Origin of the sequence: Naumannella halotolerans, assembly GCF_004364645.1 — a bacterium.
GTDB classification, from domain to species: Bacteria; Actinomycetota; Actinomycetes; order Propionibacteriales; family Propionibacteriaceae; genus Naumannella; species Naumannella halotolerans.
Genome location: NZ_SOAW01000003.1, coordinates 305,567 through 327,538 on the forward strand (window position 1 = coordinate 305,567; position 21,972 = coordinate 327,538).

Annotated in this window: 20 protein-coding genes; 13 read left to right on the forward strand and 7 right to left on the reverse strand. The window is 64.0% G+C overall.

Annotated features, from left to right (window positions below):
* Positions 1 to 228: 228 nt before the first annotated feature.
* Positions 229 to 2,031, reverse strand: coding sequence for an ABC transporter ATP-binding protein (locus CLV29_RS15390; RefSeq protein ID WP_133756040.1), 1,803 nt, complete (start codon positions 2,029 to 2,031; stop codon positions 229 to 231).
* 134 nt (positions 2,032 to 2,165) lie between these two features.
* Between CLV29_RS15390 and CLV29_RS15395 the strand changes: the two genes are divergently transcribed.
* Both CLV29_RS15395 and CLV29_RS15400 read left to right on the forward strand, forming a co-directional pair.
* Positions 2,166 to 2,609: a MarR family winged helix-turn-helix transcriptional regulator gene (locus CLV29_RS15395; RefSeq protein WP_133755970.1), complete on the forward strand. Its 444-nt coding sequence runs from the start codon at positions 2,166 to 2,168 to the stop codon at positions 2,607 to 2,609.
* 119 nt (positions 2,610 to 2,728) lie between these two features.
* A complete protein-coding gene (locus CLV29_RS15400) occupies positions 2,729 to 4,996 on the forward strand; it encodes a PhoX family protein (protein WP_166649310.1) in 2,268 nt (755 codons plus the stop codon).
* A gap of 230 nt (positions 4,997 to 5,226) precedes the next feature.
* Here the strand turns inward: CLV29_RS15400 and CLV29_RS15405 are convergent, their stop codons facing one another.
* Entirely contained in the window at positions 5,227 to 6,378 is a 1,152-nt protein-coding gene (locus CLV29_RS15405; protein WP_133755971.1) for a pyridoxal phosphate-dependent aminotransferase, read from the reverse strand.
* Positions 6,375 to 6,905: an O-acetyl-ADP-ribose deacetylase gene (locus tag CLV29_RS15410; RefSeq protein ID WP_133755972.1), complete on the reverse strand. Its 531-nt coding sequence runs from the start codon at positions 6,903 to 6,905 to the stop codon at positions 6,375 to 6,377. The genes CLV29_RS15405 and CLV29_RS15410 overlap by 4 nt, the downstream gene beginning before the upstream one ends.
* Before the next feature lie 170 nt (positions 6,906 to 7,075).
* Here CLV29_RS15410 and CLV29_RS15415 point away from each other — a divergent pair, with 170 nt between their 5' ends.
* Both CLV29_RS15415 and CLV29_RS15420 read left to right on the forward strand, forming a co-directional pair.
* Positions 7,076 to 7,939, forward strand: a complete 864-nt coding sequence (locus CLV29_RS15415) for a DedA family protein (protein ID WP_133755973.1) — start codon at positions 7,076 to 7,078, stop codon at positions 7,937 to 7,939.
* Between the two features lie 64 nt (positions 7,940 to 8,003).
* Positions 8,004 to 9,284 (forward strand): AI-2E family transporter, encoded by a 1,281-nt coding sequence (locus CLV29_RS15420; protein WP_133755974.1) that lies wholly within the window; start codon positions 8,004 to 8,006, stop codon positions 9,282 to 9,284.
* A 35-nt stretch (positions 9,285 to 9,319) separates the two neighbouring features.
* On the opposite strand, the gene CLV29_RS15425 is transcribed toward CLV29_RS15420, so the two are convergent.
* Positions 9,320 to 10,393 (reverse strand): fatty acid desaturase family protein, encoded by a 1,074-nt coding sequence (locus CLV29_RS15425; RefSeq protein ID WP_133755975.1) that lies wholly within the window; start codon positions 10,391 to 10,393, stop codon positions 9,320 to 9,322.
* 83 nt (positions 10,394 to 10,476) lie between these two features.
* On the reverse strand, positions 10,477 to 11,124 hold the full coding sequence (locus CLV29_RS15430) for a response regulator (protein ID WP_243831976.1): 648 nt from the start codon (positions 11,122 to 11,124) through the stop codon (positions 10,477 to 10,479).
* A 16-nt stretch (positions 11,125 to 11,140) separates the two neighbouring features.
* On the opposite strand from CLV29_RS15430, the gene CLV29_RS16300 reads away from it, so the two are divergent.
* Complete coding sequence (locus tag CLV29_RS16300) at positions 11,141 to 11,560, forward strand: hypothetical protein (RefSeq protein ID WP_166649288.1); 420 nt, start codon at positions 11,141 to 11,143, stop codon at positions 11,558 to 11,560.
* Between the two features lie 149 nt (positions 11,561 to 11,709).
* Here CLV29_RS16300 and car read toward each other — a convergent pair whose 3' ends face one another.
* Complete coding sequence (car, locus tag CLV29_RS15435; RefSeq protein WP_133755976.1) at positions 11,710 to 15,177, reverse strand: carboxylic acid reductase; 3,468 nt, start codon at positions 15,175 to 15,177, stop codon at positions 11,710 to 11,712.
* 225 nt (positions 15,178 to 15,402) lie between these two features.
* Between car and CLV29_RS15440 the strand changes: the two genes are divergently transcribed.
* The 8 genes from CLV29_RS15440 (at position 15,403) to CLV29_RS15475 (ending at position 21,077) form a co-directional block, all read left to right on the forward strand.
* Positions 15,403 to 16,212 (forward strand): AfsR/SARP family transcriptional regulator, encoded by an 810-nt coding sequence (locus CLV29_RS15440; RefSeq protein WP_133755977.1) that lies wholly within the window; start codon positions 15,403 to 15,405, stop codon positions 16,210 to 16,212.
* 100 nt (positions 16,213 to 16,312) lie between these two features.
* On the forward strand, positions 16,313 to 16,654 hold the full coding sequence (locus CLV29_RS15445) for an SCP2 sterol-binding domain-containing protein (protein ID WP_133755978.1): 342 nt from the start codon (positions 16,313 to 16,315) through the stop codon (positions 16,652 to 16,654).
* Complete coding sequence (locus CLV29_RS15450) at positions 16,647 to 17,426, forward strand: class I SAM-dependent methyltransferase (RefSeq protein WP_133755979.1); 780 nt, start codon at positions 16,647 to 16,649, stop codon at positions 17,424 to 17,426. The genes CLV29_RS15445 and CLV29_RS15450 overlap by 8 nt, the downstream gene beginning before the upstream one ends.
* A gap of 14 nt (positions 17,427 to 17,440) precedes the next feature.
* Positions 17,441 to 17,767 (forward strand): YciI family protein, encoded by a 327-nt coding sequence (locus tag CLV29_RS15455; RefSeq protein WP_133755980.1) that lies wholly within the window; start codon positions 17,441 to 17,443, stop codon positions 17,765 to 17,767.
* Positions 17,768 to 17,830: 63 nt separating this feature from the next.
* A complete protein-coding gene (locus CLV29_RS15460; RefSeq protein WP_133755981.1) occupies positions 17,831 to 18,532 on the forward strand; it encodes a TIGR02453 family protein in 702 nt (233 codons plus the stop codon).
* Positions 18,533 to 18,699: 167 nt separating this feature from the next.
* The gene (locus CLV29_RS17260; protein WP_424991538.1) at positions 18,700 to 19,179 is read left to right on the forward strand and encodes a 4'-phosphopantetheinyl transferase family protein; all 480 of its coding nucleotides are present in this window, start codon (positions 18,700 to 18,702) and stop codon (positions 19,177 to 19,179) included.
* Positions 19,169 to 20,179: an NAD(P)/FAD-dependent oxidoreductase gene (locus CLV29_RS15470; RefSeq protein WP_133755983.1), complete on the forward strand. Its 1,011-nt coding sequence runs from the start codon at positions 19,169 to 19,171 to the stop codon at positions 20,177 to 20,179. Before CLV29_RS17260 ends, CLV29_RS15470 begins: the two co-directional genes overlap by 11 nt.
* Positions 20,180 to 20,411: 232 nt before the next feature.
* Complete coding sequence (locus CLV29_RS15475; RefSeq protein ID WP_133755984.1) at positions 20,412 to 21,077, forward strand: WHG domain-containing protein; 666 nt, start codon at positions 20,412 to 20,414, stop codon at positions 21,075 to 21,077.
* Here the strand turns inward: CLV29_RS15475 and CLV29_RS15480 are convergent.
* Positions 21,040 to 21,828, reverse strand: a complete 789-nt coding sequence (locus CLV29_RS15480; protein ID WP_133755985.1) for an AfsR/SARP family transcriptional regulator — start codon at positions 21,826 to 21,828, stop codon at positions 21,040 to 21,042. The two genes, CLV29_RS15475 and CLV29_RS15480, sit on opposite strands and share 38 nt — an antisense overlap.
* Positions 21,829 to 21,972: the final 144 nt, after the last annotated feature.

The window sequence follows — 21,972 nt, forward strand, 5'->3', positions numbered from 1 at the left end:
GAAGCCGCATTCGGCGAGAACCATCGGGAGACTCACGTGAGGAACAGTGGCGAGAATCGGCGGTGAGCTGCAGACCCGACGGGAAACTGTGGACGGTGCTGGTGCCGGGCACAGGCTGTGGATGAGCAGAAACGGACACTCGATCGCCGAATCACCCCAGGAAGGGGCAAATCGCCGATCGAGTGTCCGTTTCTGCTCAGCAGCCCGGGTCTACGGCCTCCACGTTCCTCAGTGGCCCGCCGTCACCGGGTCCTGCTGCGATCGCAGCAGCTCGGCATAGCGACCGCCGGCAGCCAGCAGGTCGTCGTGGCGGCCTTGTTCGACGATCCGGCCGTGATCGAGCACCACGATCCGATCGGCATTGCGGATGGTCGACAACCGGTGAGCGATGGTGATCGTGGTCCGGCCATGACTCAACTCGTCCAGAGCCCGCTGCACGGCGCGTTCGGTGGTGTTGTCCAGGGCCGAGGTGGCCTCGTCCAGCACCAACACCGGCGGGTTGCGCAGGATGGTCCGAGCCAGCGCGATCCGCTGCTTCTCACCGCCGGAGAATCGATGGCCACGGGATCCGACGAGGGTGTCGTAGCCGTGTGGCAGATCGGCGATCACATCGTGCAACTGGGCCGTCTCGGCGGCGGCGAGCAACTCCTCGTCGGTGGCATCGGGCCGCGCATACCGCAGGTTGTCCGCGATCGAGGCGTGCAGCAGATAGGTGTCCTGGGAGACCACACCCACCAACTGGGCGAGGTTCGTCAGCCGCAGGTCGCGCACGTCGACCCCGTCGATCCGGACCGATCCCTCGGTCGGGTCGTGCAGCCGGGAGACCAACCCGGCCAGCGTCGACTTGCCCGAACCCGTCGCGCCGACGATCGCCAGCCTGCTGCCGGCGGGAACGTCGATGTCGATCCCGGACAGGGCCGGGTTCTCCGAATCGGGGTAGTGGAAGCTGACGTGGTCGAAGCGCACGGCGCCGGCCGTCTGCTGCGGGTCCAGCTCGACCGGTTCGTTCGGGTCGTCGATCGTCACCGGAAGGTCGAGGTACTCGAAGATCCGGGAGAACAGGGCCAATGAGCTGGTCACCTGGACGGCCACACTGAGCACCCCCATCAGCGGCCGGAAGAGGGCCGCCTGCAGACCGGTGAAGGCGACCAGGGTGCCGATGGAGATCCCGGTACCGGTGCTGGGCAGCCCGGCGATCAGGTAGATCGCTGCCGGAATGGCGGCGAAGATCACGCTCAGGCTGGCCATCCGCCAGCGACCGGCGAGCTGGGACTGGACCTCGAGCTCGGTCAACCGGTGGGAGGAGGCGGTGAAGCGCTCGGCCAGTTGCGGCCCCGAGCCGAGGGTCTTGGACAACTGCACGCCGGAGACCGAGAGGGATTCCTCAATCTGCGTCTGCAGATCGGCCAGCGCCTGCTGGGCCTGGTTGGTGATCCGGCGACGCATCGACGAGACCTTGCGGGTGAACCAGATCGCCGGCGGCAGCACGACCAGGCTCAGCAGCGACAGCTGCCAGGAGAGCGCGACCATCGCGAATGCCGTGGCGATCACGGTGGTCACATTGGTGGCGATGGAGGTGGCGGTATTGGTCACCACCGACTGCATCGCGTTGATGTCATTGGTCAGCCGCGACTGCACCTCGCCACCACGGGTACGGGTGAAGAAGTCCAGCGGCAGACGTTGCAGATGGGCGAAGACCTTGGTCCGCAGGCCGTGCATCACCTGCTGGCCGACGATCGTGGACTGCCAGGTCTGGATCACGCCGAAGACCGCGCTCAGCACGGCGACACCGAGCATCGCGCCGACCAGCAGCAACAGCAGTGGTACGTCGTGGTTCGGGATCGCGGAGTCGAAGAGTCGCTGGGTGATGAACGGGGTGGCGACGCCGACCACCGAGGTGGCGGCGATCAGCACCATCACCAGGGCGATTCGCCAGCGATAGGGGTGGAAGAGCGCCAGGATTCGGCGCAGACTGACCGGGTACTCGGCCAGTTGGGCCACATCCGCGGGGTCCTTGCGGGTGGGTGGCATGGGGCGGCCGCCGGGACCGGCGGCAAAACGTTGTTCTGGTGGTTGAGCAACCATCGGGCCCTCCTTTCCTGCGAGGGGCTATTAATGAGGTTACCTCATTATGTGGAAACCGCAACATTGGCTAGGATGATCCTGTGTCCACCGATCCCGATCTCGCCGACCTGCCCCTGGGGCAGCTGTTGATGCGTGCCGGGCGCGGCTGGCGTCACGCCCAGCTCCGCGCGCTGGAACCGTTCGGTCTCGCCGCCCATCAGGCCCACGCGTTCTGGGTGGTGGTTCGCTGGGGTGCCGACGCCGAGGAATTGCGGTTGTCCAGGCTGGCCGACCGGTTGCGGATCGCGCCACGCTCGGCGACCGAGGTCGTCGACGCGTTGGAGGACAAGGGTCTGGTCCGGCGCCTGCCCAGTCAGACCGATCGGCGTGCGACCGTCGTCGAGCTGACCGATGCCGGGCGGGAGCTGGCCGTGCAGATGCGTCAGGGGCAGGTGGTGACCGACTTCTTCGCCGGTCTCAGTGAGCAGGAGGCCGAACAGTTGCGGAAGCTGTTGATCAAGGTGATCACCGAAGCGGGGGAGTGAACCAACCGGCCGGGCGCTGTTTGCATTCCGTACACCGCAGGTTGGGTGAGGCGTTGTCGACCGCCGAAAGGGTGAGGAGGTCATTGCACCGGCCAGAACTTAGCTTAGGGATCCTAATCATGAAGTCAACGCGCACGTTCCTCACGCTCCTCACCCCCAAACCGCACGGCGGGCGCCGCTCCGCGCGTACCTGCCGGATGCGCTGTGGGGACGCCTGTTTCCACGATGTGCCGAACAAGTCCGACAACGACTACCTGGGTGACATCCTGGGCACGTTGTCCCGCCGGGGCCTGCTGAAGGCCGGGCTGGTGGTCGGTGGTGCAGCCGCTCTGGGCGCCACCGGTGCCGGCCTGAACCCGCGCACGGCCGCGGCCAATCCGTTCGGCTGGACCCCGATCTCACCGAGCACCGCTGACGCGGTGGTGGTGCCACAGGGATACGAGCAGCAGGTGGTGATGGCCTGGGGTGACAAGCTGTTCAGCTCCGCCCCGGATTTCGATCCGCTCGACCAGACCGCCGAGGCCCAGGCCCAGCAGTTCGGTTACAACAGCGACTACCTCGGGTTCCTGTCCTACGACGACGACACCGATCTCCTGCTGAACAACCACGAGTACACCGACGAATACATCATGTTCCCCGACTACGACCCGGAGAACCCGACCGAGGAACAGGTACGGATCGCCTGGGCCGCGCACGGGCTCTCGGTGGTTGCGGTACGTCGGCCGCAGGGTGACACCGGGCCACTGGAGCCGATCATCGACCACCCGATGAACCGGCGGTTCCACACCGGCACCGAGTTCGAGCTCACCGGCCCGGCGGCCGGCTCGGATCTGCTCAAGACCTCCGCCGACCCCAGCGGAACCCTCGTCCTCGGCACCTTGAACAACTGTGCCGGTGGGCTCACCCCGTGGAACACCTGGCTTACCGCGGAGGAGAACTTCAACCAATACTTCGCCCATGCGGCCGAGGTCGACGATGCCGAGACCGCCGAGCGGCTGGCTCGGTACGGCGTCACCGAGGGGGCCAGCGAGCGCCGCTGGGAGGACTTCGACGACCGCTTCGACCTGACCAGGGAGCCGAATGAGGTCAATCGGTTCGGCTGGGTGGTCGAGGTGGATCCGATGGATCCCGAGAGCACCCCGAAGAAGCGCACCGCCCTCGGCCGCTTCAAGCACGAGGCGGCCACCATCCGGATCGCCGACGACGGCCGGGCAGTCGCCTACAGCGGTGATGACGAACGGTTCGACTACTTCTACAAGTTCATCTCCCGCGACCAGGCCGGCCCCGGGTGCCTGGCCGAGGGCGACCTCTTTGTCGCGAAGTTCGTCGGCAACTCCCCGCAGAGTGAGATCGACGGCTCCGGTGAACTGCCCGCCGACGGCGAGTTCGACGGTACGGGGGAGTGGATCCCGCTGGTCGTCGACGGCGAGTCGAAGGTGCCGGGCATGAGCCTGGAGGAAGTGCTGATCTTCACCCGGCAGGCCGGCGATGCGGTCGGCGCCACCAAGATGGACCGCCCCGAGGATGCCGAGGCGAGTCCGGTCACCGGTCACGTCTTCATCGCCTTGACCAACAACACCAACCGGGTGGCCGACGAGGTCGATGAGGCCAACCCGCGGCCGGAGAACAAGGACGGACACGTACTGGAACTGGTCGAGGACGGTGACGACGCCGCCTCGTTGACCTTCGGCTGGAAACTGCTGCTGGTCTGCGGTGTGCCCGACGACCCCTCCAGCTACTTCGGCGGATTCGACAAATCGCAGGTCTCGCCGATCTCCTGCCCGGACAATCTCACCTTCGATTCGCTCGGCAATCTGTGGATCTCCACTGACGGGCAGCCCTCGAGCCTGGGCCACAACGACGCCCTGTTCCTGGTGCCGGTCGAGGGTGAGGATCGCGGCAAGGTGCAGCAGTTCCTCTCCGTCCCGCACGGTGCCGAGACCTGCGGTCCCTGGGTCGTCGGGGACGGCAGCGGCCGGATCTGCGTGGCGGTGCAGCATCCCGGGGAGACCGACGAGGCGACGTTCGAACAGCAGAGTTCGCACTGGCCCGATGGTGGGGATTCGGTCCCCCGCCCCGGCGTGGTCGCGGTGTGGCCGGCCGACGCCACGACGCCGACGCCCACCTCCAGTGCCTCGACCAGCCCCGGTGCGTCAGGCAGCGCCAGCCCCTCGAGCAGCCCCAGCCCCTCGAGCAGCCCCAGCGCCTCGGGTAGCCCCAGCGCCTCGGGTAGCCCCGAGCCGGGCGGGCGGCCACCGCTGGCCGACACGGGTGCGGCCGACCTGCTGGGCCCCGGAGCAGTCGGTCTGGCTGCCCTGGCCGGCGGGTTGGCGGCCTTCCGCAACCGGGGTCGCCGCAGCGAGGAGACCGACGAATCGGATCAGTGAGCCACGCCGCACGGCACAGGTCGGCGCACGGGCGGCGCGGACGGTCCGGGGTCTGAGCGGTACGCAGTGGTCACCGGCGGCAGCTGTCGTCGGTGACCACTGCATACGCACGGACGAGCACGGTGTTGGACGAGCACGGTGTTGGACGAGCACGGTGTTGGACGAGCGAGTACGGCCGCGTTCGAGCGCAGTCTCGTACGAGTACAGCGACGTAGGAGTGCAGCGCTGGCTCAGTGCAGCTGACGTACCAGCCGGTCGATCGCCTCGTTCAGTTCCTCGGCGGTGCCGGCGAAGCACAAGCGGACATAGCGGTGACCGTCAACCGGGTCGAAGTCGATCCCCGGGGTCATCGCCACCCCGGTGGCCGCCAGCATCTCGGCGCACCAGCGGGCGGAGTCGTCGGTCAGATGGGACACCTCGCACCAGGCGTAGAAGGCGCCGTCCGGTGGCGCGTAGGAGGTGACCCCGAGCTCCGGCAGTCGCTTGATCAACAACTCGCGGTTCCCCGCGTACCGCTCGACATGGGCATCCAGTTCCCCAATCGCAGCTGTCGACAGCGCCCCGATCGCGGCGTGCTGGGAGGGTACGGGCGGGCAGATCGAGAGATTCCCACTGAGCACCTCGACCGGTCGGAGCAGCCACTGCGGCAACAACAGCCAACCCAGTCGCCAGCCGGTCATCGAGAAGTACTTGCTGACCGAACCGGTGACCACCGCGTCGGGACCGAACCTCCGGGCGCTGACGGTCTCCCGGCCGAAGCCGACCCCGTGATAGATCTCGTCGCTGATCAACAGGCAGTCGTGCTCCCGGCACCAGGTGCTGATCCGGGCCAACTCCTCCGGATCGATCACCGTCCCGGTCGGATTCGAGGGACTGGCAATGATCAACCCGTCAGGCACCTGCGGGAGTTCCTGCAGCATCCGTACCGTCGGTTGGAACCGCGTGCTCGGTCCGCACGGCAGATCCAGCACTTCACATCCCAGCGCCGACAAGGTGTTGCGGTAGGCCGGGTAACCCGGTCGGGCCATGGCGATCACCGCGCCCGGGTCGAAGGCGGCCAGCGCCAAGGCGGTCAACCCTCCGGAGGACCCGGTGGTGACGACCACCTCCTCGGGGAAGACCTCGATCCCGTCACTGCGGCGGTGGTACTCGGCGATCGCCTTCCGCAGCGGCAGGATCCCCTGGGCCTCGGTGTAGCCGAGAACCTGGCCCTCGATCGCGTCCACCACGGCACGGCGGGCCGCTTCGGGCGCCGGCGTGGACGGCTGGCCGGCGCAGAGCATGATCGCGTCACCATGGGTACGCATGCGCTCGGCCGCCGCTGCCAGTACCTCCATCACCTGGAACGGGGGAACCGCGGAGCGGGCAGCGGGCTTCCTCATGCCGACAGTTCCTTCTCGAACGCCTCGGCCACCGAGGACGGCTGGAGGACGAAGACGATCTCGGCCACGGCATCGCATTCACCGGCGGCGACGGTTTCCCGGACGCTGTGGACCGCGATCTCGGCCGCATCCTCGATCGGCCAGCCATAGGCCCCGGCGGAGATGGCCGGGAAGGCGATGCTGCGGGCACCGAGACCATCGGCGATCCGCAGGCTGTTGCGATAACAGGCAGCGAGGATCCCCGACTGATCCCGGCCGGGGTCCCAGATCGGCCCGACCGTATGGATCACCCAGGTCGCCGGCAGCTCACCGGCCGTGGTCGCCACCGCCTCACCCGGTGGTAGACCGTCGGGCAGCGAGGTGGCCCGCAGTTGTTTCGTGGCGGCCAGGATCGCCGGACCCCCGGCGCGGTGGATCGCACCGTCCACCCCGCCGCCGCCGAGCAGGGAACTGTTGGCCGCATTCACGATCGCATCCACCGCCTGAGTGGTGATGTCGCCACGGACCGCCTTCAGATCGACAACCATGAACCCATCCTGTCCCATCGTGGTCGGGAGCGGCAGTTGGCCCGGGCAACGGTCCCGGCAGTCCGCACCGTCGACGACTACGCGGTCCGGCTTCGGCCGAGCTGGGTTTCGCCCCGGTCCGGTCCCAGCCCAGTCCGGTCCCGACCCGCCGGGGTCTATCATCGGTGCGCGTGAGTGCCGCAGACGGTCCGGACCCCAATCCGGAGGAGATCGACCGCCGGGTCGCTCCGGACCCCGTACGGGCCTCACGGTCCGATTCCAGCCCCGAATCGGACCCGGGATCGGGTGCCACAGCCGAGGCTGCCGAGGCAGAACTCGAGTGGTGGGAGTATCCCGGACTGCCGTTCAGCACCCGGCCGGAGAAGCTCGACTACCTGTGCATGTTCGGCATCATGGTGGCCGCGCTGTACTCGTTCGCGCTGATGCCGTTCCGGGTCTGGCTGCTGACCAACGTCCCCTATGTCCTGCTCGGCCTGACCGGTTCCTCTCCGGCACTGGTCGGCATCGGCGCCCGGATCGATCTCGGGGAGTTCTGGTGGCCGATCGCGGTCCCACTGGCCGCGCTCAGCCTGATCAAGTTCGACTGGTTGTTCTGGCTGGCCGGACGCCGCTGGGGCGAGGGCATGATCGACTGGCTGACCGGCGGTGGCCTGGGCAACAACTCCGGGATGATGGCGCGCTGGCGGACCAAGATCGCCTGGTGGTCACACCGGCTGGCGCAGAAGTGGGCGCTGCCGATGCTGTTGCTGACCTACATCCCGTTCCTGCCGATCCCCTCGCCGATCATCTTCGGTGCCCTGGGCATGGGCGGGATGCGGCTGCGTACCTTCCTGCTGCTGGATTTCCTCTGCGCCTTCTTGAACCGGTCCCTCTACCTCTACCTCGGCTACCGGATCGGTGAACCGGTGCTCCCGGTGCTGGAGACCCTCGACCGGTGGGCGCTGTGGATCGCGCTCGGCACCGCCGCGGTGATCATGGTGTTCGCCTTCCGCCGGGCGTCGAAGGCGCAGCCGCCAGGCAGCAACAGCGCTTAGCAGCGGGCTGCCGCCACGCGTGGTCGATGCGGCCGTTCCGCGCGACAGGTCCTACCCTGAGCGGGTGAGCGAACTGAGCGAGGAAAACGACGGTCGCCCGGAGCTGAAGTCCCTGTGGACCGATGCCTTCGGTCGACTGGCGGTACGCAGTGTGCAGATCCTGGTCGTGATCGGGCTGGCCGCACTGGTGGTCTTCGCCGCCACCCGGCTGCTGGTCGTGGTGATTCCGGTGCTGATCGCGATCATCCTGGCCTGTGCGATCTCACCGCTGAGCAGGCGGCTGCGGGCACACATGCCGAACATCGTCGCCACCATCATCATCATGGTCGGCGGAGTGCTGGTGGGCGGCGGCATCATCTACGTGATCGTGCTGAACGTGATGAGCCAGATGGACCAACTGACGGCCTCGGTGAACTCCGGCATCGAACAGCTCGACCAGTTCATCTCCGACCTGCCGTTCAACATCACCGAGGATCAGCTCACCCAGGCCCGGGATGCGGTGGTCAGCTTCGTCACCAGCTCGAGCTTCGGCACCAACCTGATCGGCGGTGTGAGCACCGCGGGCTCCTTCATCACCGGCCTGGTGCTGATGATCGTGATCCTGTTCTTCTTCATCAAGGACGGGCCGGCGATCTGGCAGTTCCTGATCTCCCCGTTCAAGGGTGAGCGACACGACCGCTTCGTCCGCGTGGGGGAGACCGCCAACCGGGTGCTCGGCGGTTACATCCGCGGTACCGCCATCGTCGCCTTCGTCGACACCGTCGGCATCACCATCGGCATGTTGGTGCTCGGGGTGCCGCTGGCCCTGCCGCTGGCCGTGGTGGTCTTCACCTTCGCCTTCATCCCGATCGTCGGTGCCACCGCTGCCGGGGTGCTCGCCTGTCTGGTCGCCCTGGTCACCCTCGGCCCGGTCCAGGCGCTGATCCTGCTGGCCGTGATCATCGCGGTGAACCAGCTCGAGGGGAACCTGCTGCAGCCGGTCGTGATGGCCCAGTCGCTGAGCCTGCACCCGCTGATCGTGCTGATCGCATTGACCATCGGTACGGTCCTCGGCGGCGTCGCCGGTGCCGTCCTGGCCGTCCCGGCCGCCGCGGTGATCTGGGCGATCATGAAGACCTGGAACGACAACGGGCAGATCTCCGACGAGTCGGAACGGATCAAACGCGACCAGGTCCGCAAGCGCCGCAAATGGCGCGACCGGTTCGCCCGGTTGTTCGGCAAGCAGCCCGCCGAGGCGACCGAGCCGTCGGTCGAGCAGACCGCCCGGCAGGAGGTCTTCGAAGACACGCCGGCCACCAAGGGCGAGCGGCCGCACACCGATGGGTCCGGCAGGTTGGAGAGCTGAGGCCTGCCGGTTGTGCATCCGTACCGTCGGCAGTCTCAGGCGCGGCCCATCGACGACGCCAGCGGGCAGCGCCACAGGTCGACCTCGCCGATGCCGACGTTGTCGATGAAATCGGCCACCTCCTGATAGGCCTGCGGCAGCGAGGTCTGGTGGTACTCGACGCCCACAGTCGCGCAGTGCGCTCGTACCATCGGCGCCACCCGTCGCAGATTCGGCCGCGACATCGAGGGGAAGAGGTGGTGCTCGACCTGGTGGTTCAGGCCGCCCATCGCCACATCCACCAACCGGCCACCGGTGAGGTTGCGGCTCATCAGTACCTGACGTCGCAGGAAGTCGATCTTCACCGTCTCGGGGACGATCGGGCGCCCGATGTGGTTCGGGGCGAAAGCCAGCCCGAAGTACAGGCCCAGGGTCATCTGGGCACAGGCCAGGAAGGCGATCGCGACCATCGGTGACATCACGGTGAAGGCGAAACCGATCGCCACACCGTGGCGGACCAGCAGCAGGACGAGCTCGGTACGGCGGTACTTCACCGTCTCGGTCGAGAACAACCGGCGCAGGCTGTTCAACTGCATCTGCAGGCCCAACAAGGTCATCAGGGCGAAGAAGTACTTTCCCTGGTGCCGGGTCAGCCAACGGGTCAGCGGCGTCTTCCGGCCGCTGGTGCCCTGGTTGGTGAAACTGATCGCACCGGGGGCGATGTCGGGATCGGTGCCGATCTTGTTCGGTGAGGCGTGATGCCGATTGTGCTTGTGCTGCCACCAGCTCAGGCCCATGCCGACCAGCAGGTTGGCGTAGAACAGGGCCGCGAAGTCGTTGTGCTTGTTCGAGGCGAAGATCTGCCGGTGTGCGGCATCGTGTCCGAGGAACCCGAACTGGGCGGTCACCATCGCGAAGAGCGGGGCCGGCGCCAGCTGCCACCAGCTGTCGCCGATCAGGTACGAGCCGATCGCCAATGCCGCCAGGACGGCCAACCAGGCAGCGGTCACGGCCACGTAGTAACCGTGGGATCGCTGCAGCAGACCGGCTTCCTTGACCTGCGCACTGAGCGCGGTGTAGTCGCTGAGATGGCCGTCGCGGCGCCGCGGCCGGAGATCGAGTTGGGGCATGGGCCAAGACTTCCGCCTCGCGCCCTCGCGCGCGTCACCCGAGCGGGTGGAACCGACCCCCTACGGCAGGGTGACGTCCGGGCTCAGGAGCCGGGTACGACCACCCCGGCCTCGTAGGCTGCGACCACGATCTGCGCCCGGTCACGCAGTGCCAACTTGGCCAGGATTCGACTGACATGGGTCTTCACCGTCTGCTCCGACAGGTACAGCTCGCCGGCGATCTCGGCATTCGAGAGCCCCTTCGCCACCTGCTCCATCACCTCCAGCTCGCGCTGGGTCAACCCCGCCATCGACGGCGGCCGGGCGCTGCGTTCGGGCCGGGCGACGAACTCGGCGATCAGTGAGCGGGTCACCGACGGTGAGAGCAACGCCTCCCCGGCCGCGACGACCTTCACCGCGGCGATCAGATCGGCGGCCCGGGCGTCCTTCAACAGGAATCCGCTGGCACCGGCTCGCAGGGCCTCGAAGACGTAGTCGTCGAGGTCGAAGGTGGTGAGCATGATGATCCGCGGCCGCGAACCATGGGCTGCGGCCACCGCGCGGGCCGCCTGCAGCCCGTTCATCCGGGGCATCCGGATGTCCATCAGCACGATGTCGGGATCGGTGCGATCGACCAGGTCGAGCACCTCGTCACCGTCGGCCGCCTGTCCGACCACACTGATCCCCGGCTGGGCGTCGAGCAGGGCACCGAAGCCGGCGCGGACCATCTCCTGATCGTCCACGATCACCACCGCGAGGAGTATGTCAATGAGCAGTGACGGTCTGGCAGCACTGAACCAAAAGCGCGAACAACGCTCCCGCCGTGTACCGCCGTCACGGCACCGACCCAAACCCCCGCAATCAGCCTCTGCGCCGGCCGCGACTATCGATACGCCGCCAGCGCCCAGTCAGCCAACCCCTCCCATCCAAAGCGCCACAGCCGACGACAAAGACCAACTCGAACGCAAGACGATCTATCTCGACGTGGCCGGCGACGACTTCCTCGCAGAAGTAGCTTTCTCCGCCCGAAAACACCGCCCCAAGGTCGACGCCTCCGGATCTGCAGTAGTCCGATACGCCCTCGAACGACTACGGAACGAGATGACGGCTGACGCGGTGGTCGAGGTTCTGAAGCAGCGCGCCGATCGAATCCCGGGCGGGGGAGCGGTCGGCCGCAGGCGAGTGTGATCGAGGGAACGTCGTTGACAGTGTTGACAGTAAGGGGTGCTGCCAGCGCCGGGTGCCGCTGCAAACCTGAGCGAGGCAAAAGTCATTAACGTTACAACGCCAGAATGTTTGAGCGGCAGGATCGTGCGGCAGCGTATGAGTGCTAGCGGTCAAAGGAGCCCCAGGTGGTGGAGGTCTGCCGCATACTTCTTGATGAGCTCGGGCCGTACTGACGGGATCGTCCCTTGAGCAACGCTCGCCTTGGTGACAGCTTCGAGGAACCGAGGAGCAGGGGTGACGATGTCTGGCAGAGTCTCGGGCTCTTTGAAGGCATGCAGCAGCGGGAGCAGCGACTGTTGACCAACCTCGGCCGGCTTTTGTCGCAGGCTGATCTCTAGGCGTCGGTACCAGTCGCTGTAGTTGTCGATCCGCTGGATTGGGTGACCTGCTTCGATAAGCCAATCGACGAAGGTATCCAAGGAGATGCCATCATCGTGAGGATTCACCAGATTGAAGGTCGTGTGGCCCCGGCCACCTGTAAGTGCAGTGATGGCAACCGTGGTGAAGTCCACCGGAAGTCCGTCGAAGTGAGTCCGCTTCGGACTACCGTCAGCATTCGGTAGGTAGAAGGAGCTGGGAGCTAGACCAGTGATCAGAATGCTGTAAAGCAGCCTGGTGAGCATGTCAGGTTGATTGAGGTGACCGGCGTAGCGGGTGTGCGCCAAGATCATGTTGGACCGGAACACCGACACCGGCACGCCGTACTGATCGTTCGCCTCACGTAGAAGGACTTCACTTGCCCACTTGGTGTTGGCGTAGCCGTTGGCGTACTGATCTGAGACGATCCTCGCGGGACTCATCGATCGAACATCTGCAGTTTCATCGAACGTGCCCGGGGTGATCTGATCGGCTATCCCAACGCTGGACAGGTAGGTGATGTGCTTCGTGGTGGCCGTAGTGGCCAACCTGATCAGTTCGGCCGTTCCGGCGACGTTAGGGCCGAACAGCTGCTGGTAGGGCAGCACGTGGTTGACCAGAGCCCCAGGATGAACAATGTGGGTGACGTCGGCGGAAAGTCGGGCCCAAGTCTCATCAGTTACGCCAAGACGCGGTTGACTGATATCTCCGTTGATCACCTCAAGCCGCTCAGACAGGGTGTGGTACTTCTCGGCAAGTTCGGAGTCTGCGGAGGTCAGGGAGGACTCGAGCCTCTGCTTGGCATGGGTGGATGTAGCCCCCCGGGCAAGGGCGACCACTCGACCCCCCGTCTGACTCGCAGATTCCAGCAGATCAACGGTGAGAAACCGGCCAAGGTAGCCGTTCGCGCCCGTCACGAGGTAGACAGGAGCGCCGACCGCAACCGGAATGTTCGTCGAGGCCTCGAGTTGGGAGGGGGGCAAGAACTTGTCGAGCGTGAGCTCCGCGGCGAGGAGTCTGGTTGGGTCCTGGTGTACATCGGCTGCGGTGACGCGCCTGGTCTTACCCGCGCGATCCTGTTCGATGTAGTCGGCGACGTGGCGAAGATCGTTTGCCGGGCTCAAAATGACGGTGACGGGCACTTCCAGGTCGAACAGATCGCTGAGCTGGGTCGCAAACGTGTAGGCGGTCATAGAGTCGCCGCCGATGTCGGTGAAGTTGGCGGAGGGGCTTACTGCTGTGTTGCCTCCCAAGAGAGCTTTGGCCGCACGCAGAACTGTCTCCAGCGTAGGACGTTCGGCCACGCTGCGTTGGAGGTCGGCGATCTCAGCTTCCTGGTTCTCGCTCAGCCGCTGGTGCAGCTGCTCGAGCTCATCTGCGTAATGCTGGGTGAGCTTGGGCCGCAACGGTTTGGAGACACCCGAAAGAAGCCCGTTGGCGACGCTGAACGGATCGCGTTCGATGATGAAATCGCGAGGAATCTCATACGGATGCAGCCCCTCACGCTTGGCGATCTGGTGCAGTGTGCCGGCAAGATGGTCACGCAACTCGTTGTCATCGCGGCCCCGTGCTGCCGAATCCGTAGGGACGATGACGGCCAAGATGGATGCGCGGCCGCTGCGTCCGTACACGAAAATCTGGTGGATGTCGGGGCTAGTTGAGTAGACAGATTCGAGTGTCGCGACGGCAACAAACTCCGCCTGGGACAACTTGAGGACGTTGTTGCGTCGTTCCACAAACTGGAGTTCATCTGGAGCTGTCTCGGCCATGACGTCACCAGTTCGGTAGAAGCCATCGGCGTCGAGGATGTCGTCGTTGAGGTCTGGCCGGTTGAGATAGCCAGGAATCATCGACATCGTCTTGAGGAGCAGCTCGCCGCGGGGGTGAGGACGATCGGTCGTGTGATATCCGAGCTCAGGCACGTCAGCGAGCTTGTACTCGATCACCGGTGGACGTTGGATCCGATTGTCGAACATCACAACGCCACCAGCCTCAGTCGACCCGTAAGCGTCGTGAACTGGAACGTTCAGCATTGACTCCATAAAGGCATGCAGATTCACATCAAGCGGGGCGCTGCCGTTGACGGCCGACACGATACGGCCACCGAGGAGTTGTTCGCGCAGCTGTGTCTTGGCGTTACTCTCCCGCTCGAGCTCGGTGTCCCCGGCTGGCAGTGACGCCAATACTCTGCGATAGCGATCGAAGATCATCTCGCAGACACGAGGGATCAGGAAGAACTCAGTTGGGCGGGCGAGCGCAATGTCATCCCACATCTGGGCAGGATCGTTACCTGTGGAGAAGAAGCAGGTCCCCCCGCGCGCTAGAGCGCCGGTCAGGACCATACGCCCTGCGACATGACTCATAGGCATGTAGTGAGTGACGATCGTCGGCATGGTGGATTGCGACTGGCCGAACCACATCGCCGCCAGGTGAGCAGTCGTAAACATCGCACCTTTTGGGGTGCCCGTGGCGCCCGACGTATAGATGATCTGAGCTAGACCCGGGGGAGTGCCAGCAGGCGAGACTGGCAGGGGGGCCTGGGGGACCTGCGTGCCGGCATCGACCAAACTGTCGAAGGTCTCGAGAACGATCCCTTCGGCGCTGAGGCGAGTCAGCGCACGGTTCAAGGCGTGTTTTGCGGCAAGGTCCCCTTCGCGGTAATCGAGCACGTAGACCGCCTTAGGGTGAGCCTCGGAGGCTAGAACGGCGGCGATTGCGGGGTCGAGATAGTCGATATCCACAGCCAGAGCGGCCGGCCGGGTTTCATTAAGGATGGTCTGCCACTGCGCCTGGCTGCTGTTGGCGATCAAGGGCACAGAAACCACACCCGACGCGATGCACGCAAGTTCCAGGGCGGCGTAGTTGTTGCTACCCGTACCGATCGAACAAACCATATCGGCCGCGCTGGGCCCACGCTCCACCCGCTGCCACGATGTCGCGACCGCACGAGCACGCGACCACAGCTGCCGGTAGGTCAGCGTCGTGTGGTCGTGGGTCAGCTGGCGTGTACCGCCCGGAGTGATAACGACTCGCCGTTCCTTCACAGCCTCACGATCGGCATAGCCGGTCATTACAGCGTCGACCAGCTGCGCCAATCCCATGTTTGGGCGCACGCTGGACGCCACGCGAGAGTCTGGGACACGGTCGCGGACCTGAGAGTCGCTGGCAATGAGGTGGGTAAGGCGTTCCTCAAAGCCTGCCTGCCAAACATCCTGAGCCATGGTCGTCCTCGGTTCGTCGGTCGTGGCACCGGCATGGTGCCGTGACCAACGATGACCCGAGGGGCTTACCTGCTACTTACTGGCAGCGAAACATGCAGGCACACCCTCACTTTTAGGGGGTAGTTAAACAAAAGTTCTCCCAGATCTCTCTTGTGAACACCGTAATCATCTCTTAGCGTATGTGACATTAGAGATGCCCGTTCAATCCCTGCTGGGGGTCGTGACATGGATCAGAGCCCGCACCCACGCGAACTCGAGGATGAAGCCCGCTACAGGGCCTACCTCTTCGGCACGCCGAGGCTGTACATCGATGGTGAACCGGCGCAGCAGGGCTGGGTCGCCCGTCGGCGGGCCTGGGAGATTCTGGTCTGGTTCTTGCTCAACCCAGGCAAGCCTGCGATGGCAGAGGCGTTGGCCGATCAGCTATGGCCCGGCGACGACCCTGAACGGATCGCAAGCACATTCCATGTCAGCCTCCATGCGTTGCGGCGAGCACTCGAACCAGGCCTCGGACGGCGCCAAGAGTCGGCCTATATTCGACGGCACTCCAACAAGGTGTACAGCTTCGACCCAGGAGAACTGTGGTGGACCGATGTCGCCGATCTCGAACAGGTTCATCGATCGGGCCATGCCGCAGAGCGCGCAGGAGACCTCGCCCGCGCACGTTTCTGTTACAGACGCGTCGCTGGCTACGTTGCTCAAGGAAAGCTCCTCGACGGGGAGGTCTGTGACTGGATCGAGCCGTACCGGCGTCGCTACCGGCAGATGTGTCAACAATCGCTCACACGGCTGATGATGCTTGAGGCCGGCGATGGATCCGAACACGACCTGATCGAGGCCGCCTACCTCACGCTGAAGATTGATCCCTACAACCAGTTGGCAACAAAGGTGATCATCGAGAATCGCTTGCGAAGCGGACGTAGACCGGCTGCAGCCGAGCAACTGGCCAAGTACTGCAGGTCACTGAAAGCCGACCTCGGAGTGCCTGTGCCAGACGAGATTGCCGCGCTGGTTCACCGTGTTCAAACAGCCTGACTCTTCCACTGCACGTAACGCAGCGCGAAGCCCAGCAACTTAAGTTCAAACCCGAAGAGTCGGAGCGGCGCTCTGACCACACCGAGACGAGGAGAGTGTTATGGCCAGCAGAGTCCAACAGCTGTTTGAAGCCCTGGCCGGACGGCTAGACCGCGAGCAGGCCGCGAAGATCGAACGCACCATCCAGTGGAAGATCACTGATGAAGACCCAGGAGTTTGGGCGTTCAAGATCGACAACGGATCTGGTGATCTCATCTCAGGAGGCGTCGACAACCCCGACGCAACGTTCGTGACCGACAGCGAGACGTGGATCGGTGTGGCCGAAGGAACTTTGGATCCCATGCGCCAGTTCATGTCCGGAAAGCTCAAAGTTGAAGGCGACATGATGCTTGCACTGAGGGTGCCCAAGTTTTTCCCGGTAGGAGCGGTGAGCAATGGCTGATACTGACACGCTCCAGGCCGAGGCCGAGCGCATGGACCACATCGCACGGCTCACCGACCCTGCGACTTTCCGATACCTCGAAGAAAAGATTCACGTCCAAGAGGGCTGGCGGTGCGCCGAGGTGGGCGCCGGAACTGGGACCGTAGCCCGATGGTTGTCGAACCGGGTTGGGCACTACGGCTTGGTTGAAGCTATCGATACCGAGACAGCCCACCTCGAGAGGCTTCAAGCGTCTAACCTCAAGGTGATCAAGCAAGACATCACCTCCCGGCCGTTGGAGGCTGGTAGCTACGACCTGATTCACGCCAAGATCCTGCTGATGCATCTGCCGGAACGCGAGCGTGTGCTCCAGGAGTTCGCTGACGCACTGAAGCCAGGCGGCTACCTCCTCGTTGAAGAAGCGGACGTTCGCAGCATTCAGCGAGTCGAACCGGCCGAGCCGGTCCTGACCCGTGCGGCAGCGGCGCTCGAAACCTTCTTCTACATGATGGGCGCCGACCCCGCATATGCAATGACCCTTCAGCCATCTGTCCGTAGCACCGGACTCACGGTACAGGGAACCGACTGTCAGCTGACCGCGGTGCAGGCCGGGAGTAAAGAGATGCTGTCGGTTTCTCTCAGTCTCGCCAAACTGGCGCCCATGATCGTCAAGGTCGGGCTCATGTCCGAAGCCGAGGTGCAAAAGGCCTTCACGCTGATGGAGCAACCTGGCCCCACAGTTCTCTATACGCCGACAATCATCTCGGTCTGGGCTCAGAAGCCCGAGGCCTGAAGAGAGGACACATCATGCTCCACGTAGTCATCGCCCACGACGGGACTGCCCCAGGCACTTTCGAACGCCGGATGAAGATCAGACCCGACCATATGGCGCAAGGTGAGAAGATGATGGATGCCGGGCAGTTCTTGTTCGGCGGAGCCATCATCGACGGGGCAGGGAAGCTCGCAGGTGGCGTGTTGATCGTCGACTTCGACAGCCGCGAAGAGATCGACGAATGGCTCCAAGAGGAGCCCTACATCCTCCACAAGGTGTGGGACCGAGTCGAGGTTCATCCTTTCTTGGTCCCACCCCAGTTCCTCTCCCTGCTCCCGAAGTACGCCGAGGTATCTGTGTGAACCGGTCAGCGAGCCGACATCCCTGACGGCCGCGGCCAGCGGTCCTAACGAAAGAGCGGAACCATGGTTACGACGAAAGCCAAGAACGAGGGCGTGCAGTTCACCGGACTACCCACCGGTCTGTTCCGATTCCTCGACAACCTCGAGGCAGACAACTCCAAGGAATTCTTCGACGCTAATCGCGAAACATACAACACTGAGGTGAAGACCCCCGTCGATGCGTTGAAGAGTGAACTCGAACGAGACTACGGCCCGCTTAAAGGCTTCCGCATCAACCGTGACGTTCGGTTCAGCAAGGACAAGTCGCCGTACAAGACCTGGGTTGGGCTGACCACGACAGACCGAGCAGTGGGCGGCGTCGGGTCGTTCTGGCAGGCCACAGCCCACCAGATGAAGATCGCGACAGGCGCGATGATGCTCGAAAGTGACCAGCTTGTTCGCTACCGCGACGCTTTGATCGACCAGGAAGCAGGATCTGAGTTCGATCAGATCCGACGGGCGTTGAGCGATGAGGGCCTCGACGTTGGACCCGGCGACATCCCACAATACAAGCGAGTCCCACGCGGCTACCCTGCCGACCATTCGCGATCTGCCGAACTGCAATGGAAAGGCGCGATCGTGATCCACTCCTTCAACCGTGCCCGATGGATGCAGACCGACGAGGTGGTCGACCGGATTGGGGCAGTGTGGAGCGGCGCACAACCACTTCTCGATTGGTTCGAAACCCACGTCGGCGACACAGAGAAGGCGACGCGGAAGAAATGATCAACGTCCGCCATCTTGAAGTGGTGGACAGTCGCCGGTGCGACATCGACGAACAACTCCGCCGTCTCTCGCCCCATGAGCGGTCCACGTGCGACAAGATCGGAAATCAGACCCACAGGCGCGGCTGGATCTGCGCTCACTCTCAGCTGCGCCAATTGATCGCCGCCATGATCGGCTGCGCACCCTCAGAAGTGCAGTTCGGGCGTAGACCCTGCCCTGTGTGTGGAGGAGAAGGCGGCCGACCAGTCCTGGCGACGGATGAGGCCCACCGGATCCATTTCTCGATCTCACACAGCGACTGGCTAGTCGCGATCGCCGTAGCCGATCGGCCAGTGGGTATCGACGTGCAAGTGCTCCGACAGAACACATACTCACTCCTCAACGAGCTGAGCCCTGTCGAGCAGCGTCAGATCGGAACATCTGCGTCGAGGATGAACCGATGCTGGGCCCGGAAAGAAGCGGTACTCAAGGCCGCAGGAATCGGGATAGCCCACGGCCTCAGAGCCCCACACGTCGGCGGCGCGGACCAACCACACCAGCCCCCGGGTTTCGAGATCTCGGACCTCGACGTACCGCGCGGCTTCCACGGTGCGGTTGCAGTCGCCGCCCGGCCGACAACGAAGGGACAACAACACGATGGCTACTGAACATCCAGCGCCCGCCCATCATCGAGACCTCGTCGTCATCGGTGCAGGGCCAGCAGGGCTCTACTCCGCCTACTACGCCGGATTCCGCGGGCTAAGTGTGGCAATCGTGGACTCTCTGACCGAGATCGGTGGCCAGATCGCCACCCTATTCCCCGAAAAGGCCATCTTCGACGTCGCAGGTTTCCCGTCCACCACCGGCCGTGACCTGGTAAGGAGACTTCAGGAACAAGCCTCCTCCTCTGACCCTCTCTACCTGCTGGGCCGAACAGCCACGCGTCTTATCGACAACGGTGGAGCGGACCTACACATTCTGCTCAACGACGGCACGGCCATCGCCGCCAAAGCAGTACTCGTCTGCGCAGGAGTTGGGCGTTTCGAGCCACGACGGCTGCCCGTGGCCGAGGGCTGGCAGGGGCGCGGTATGGAGTACTTCGTTACCAACACCGCCTCCTACAACGGACGCGACGTCATTATCACAGGCGGCGGAGACAGCGCGGTGGATTGGGCGCTGCACCTCGAGCCCGTCGCAAAGAGCGTGACCCTGGTACACCGGCGAGCACGATTCCGAGCACACGAGTCGAGTGTGGGTCGCTTGCTCAACTCCACCGTCCACGTGCGAACCAACGCTCAGATCAGCGACGTTTTCGGTTCCGCCAGAATCGACTCAGTTGCCATCACCACCACCGACGGTCACACCGATCGCATCCCAGCGCAGGCTCTCGTCTGCGCACTCGGGTTCGTTGCAGACCTCGGGCCGCTAGCCGAATGGGGGATCGAGATCCAGAACCGCCGGATCCCAGTTAGCCCAGCCATGCAGACCAATGTGCCTCGAGTCTTCGCCGCAGGTGACGTCTCGGAGTATCCAGGCAAGGTACGACTCATCTCTGTCGGGTTCGGCGAGGCAGCAATCGCGGTCAACCACATCGCCGCGATGATCCATCCAAACAGCGAGGTGACTCCCGGGCATTCGTCCGATCTCGGAGCACCGATTGCAGCATGAGCCCCCACTTGGAGTGACCCCTGCGTGCCGGGTACAGTCAAGACACTTGAGTGACTACTGTTCACTTTAGTGTCAGTCAATTAGGGAGTTGGGCTCGGTGTCAACTAGCAATGGCGAGCGGATGACGAGGCGGGATCGCCGTCGCCTCGAGACATACGACGAGATAGTCACGGTTGCACGTGATCTACTCCGTCGTGGCGATGACGCGTCGGTTCGCGCAATTGCAACAGAGATGGGCATGACGCCATCGGCATTGTACCGGTATGTCGAAAGTGTCGCCGATCTTCACGCCCTGATTGCCCGCAGCGTCTACGAAGACGTCATCACAGCCATGACGCAAGCCGCAGCCCCTTACGACGGAGACCCGTCTGCCAAGTTGGCGGCCTCCGCCACGGCCTTTCGGCAGTGGGGCCTTAGGAACGCTGCCGAGTTCAAGCTCATCTTCGCAGGGCTCTTGTCCGGGCAATCAGATATGGGCGGGCCAAGCCACACAGAGTCTACCAGCAGAGACCATGACGGATCCGACCAGTTCGCCAACTACTTCGCCGGCATCTTCATCGAACTATCCGCCGCCAACATGATCAACGTTCCCGACTTCACCGACGCGGACGACTCAATGTATGAGCTCATCGTTGGCAGGAAGCGGTCTTCTGGCGAGATGATCGACCTGGGCTCGGGCGGTCCCGGTGTGATCTGGCTGTTTCAACTTGCCTGGGCTCGGCTCTACGGAGTCGTAATCCTTGAAGTCTTCGGTCTCATAGATCGGGCCATGATCAGTTCGGGTGCCCTGTTCTTCGTCTTGATGCGAGAAACCTTCCAGAGCCTCGGTCTTCCCGATGACTGGAACCGTCTCCGCGAGATCAGTCGCGCCGTAAGCGAGGGGCCGGCGAAACCCTGATCGGATCTCCCGACCGCAGGTGATCAACCAGCCTATGCACATCGCTGGATGGCGAGATACCGAGATCCTCGTTGAGCCGATCACGGAACTCAAGCAAGATCTGGATCCCGGCGAAACGATCACCACCCATCGCATGGGCCACAGCCACCGTCATAACCGCCGCCTCGTCATACGGGTCCTGATCAAGCATCGCTAAGGCGCTCGCCAAGGCTTGAGGGAGCATGTCACTGGACAAGTACAGACGCAGCAAAGAGACCCGCGCATCGCGACACGCCCGCTCCTGAGCTGCTCGGGTATCTGCGAAAGCTTCGGTGTATATGTCCTCTGGAAGGAACACCCTCGCATCAAGTTGGGCCACCGTCTCAAGGTCACGGATCGCCGCCTCAATGTCGCCGGCCTGACGAGCCTGCCGAGCAGCAGAGATCAGCCGTCGTGCCTGCCAAAAGTCGACCTCCCAGCTACCGCCCGGGTCGAACACGTAGCCGGCACCGGTCTTCTTTATGAACACCGATGACCGATCTCCACGATCAGGCTCTAGATAGTCACGCAAGGCATGCAGCGTGCGGTTGAGACGATTCCTGGGGTTCGACTTCCCAGGAGCGATCACGTCTGCAAGCTCATCGGATGAAAAGCTGACCTGAGGGTGGATCAAGAACCACTTCAAGAGCGTACGGGCCGCGGTAAGGCTCGGCGCAGACCCGCCCGACCCAATCGTCTCGCCGTCACGTAACACCGTGAACGGTCCGAACATCCGAGCTGTATACAACGTCAATGTTCCACCGGCCTTCACCAACCACAGCAACCGACCAACCTGATACGAGGGTCACAGTAGCGCGAGCGGCGGGTCACACAGGCAGGTACGTGCAACCAGACCGGCCGTCGATCACATCCCATA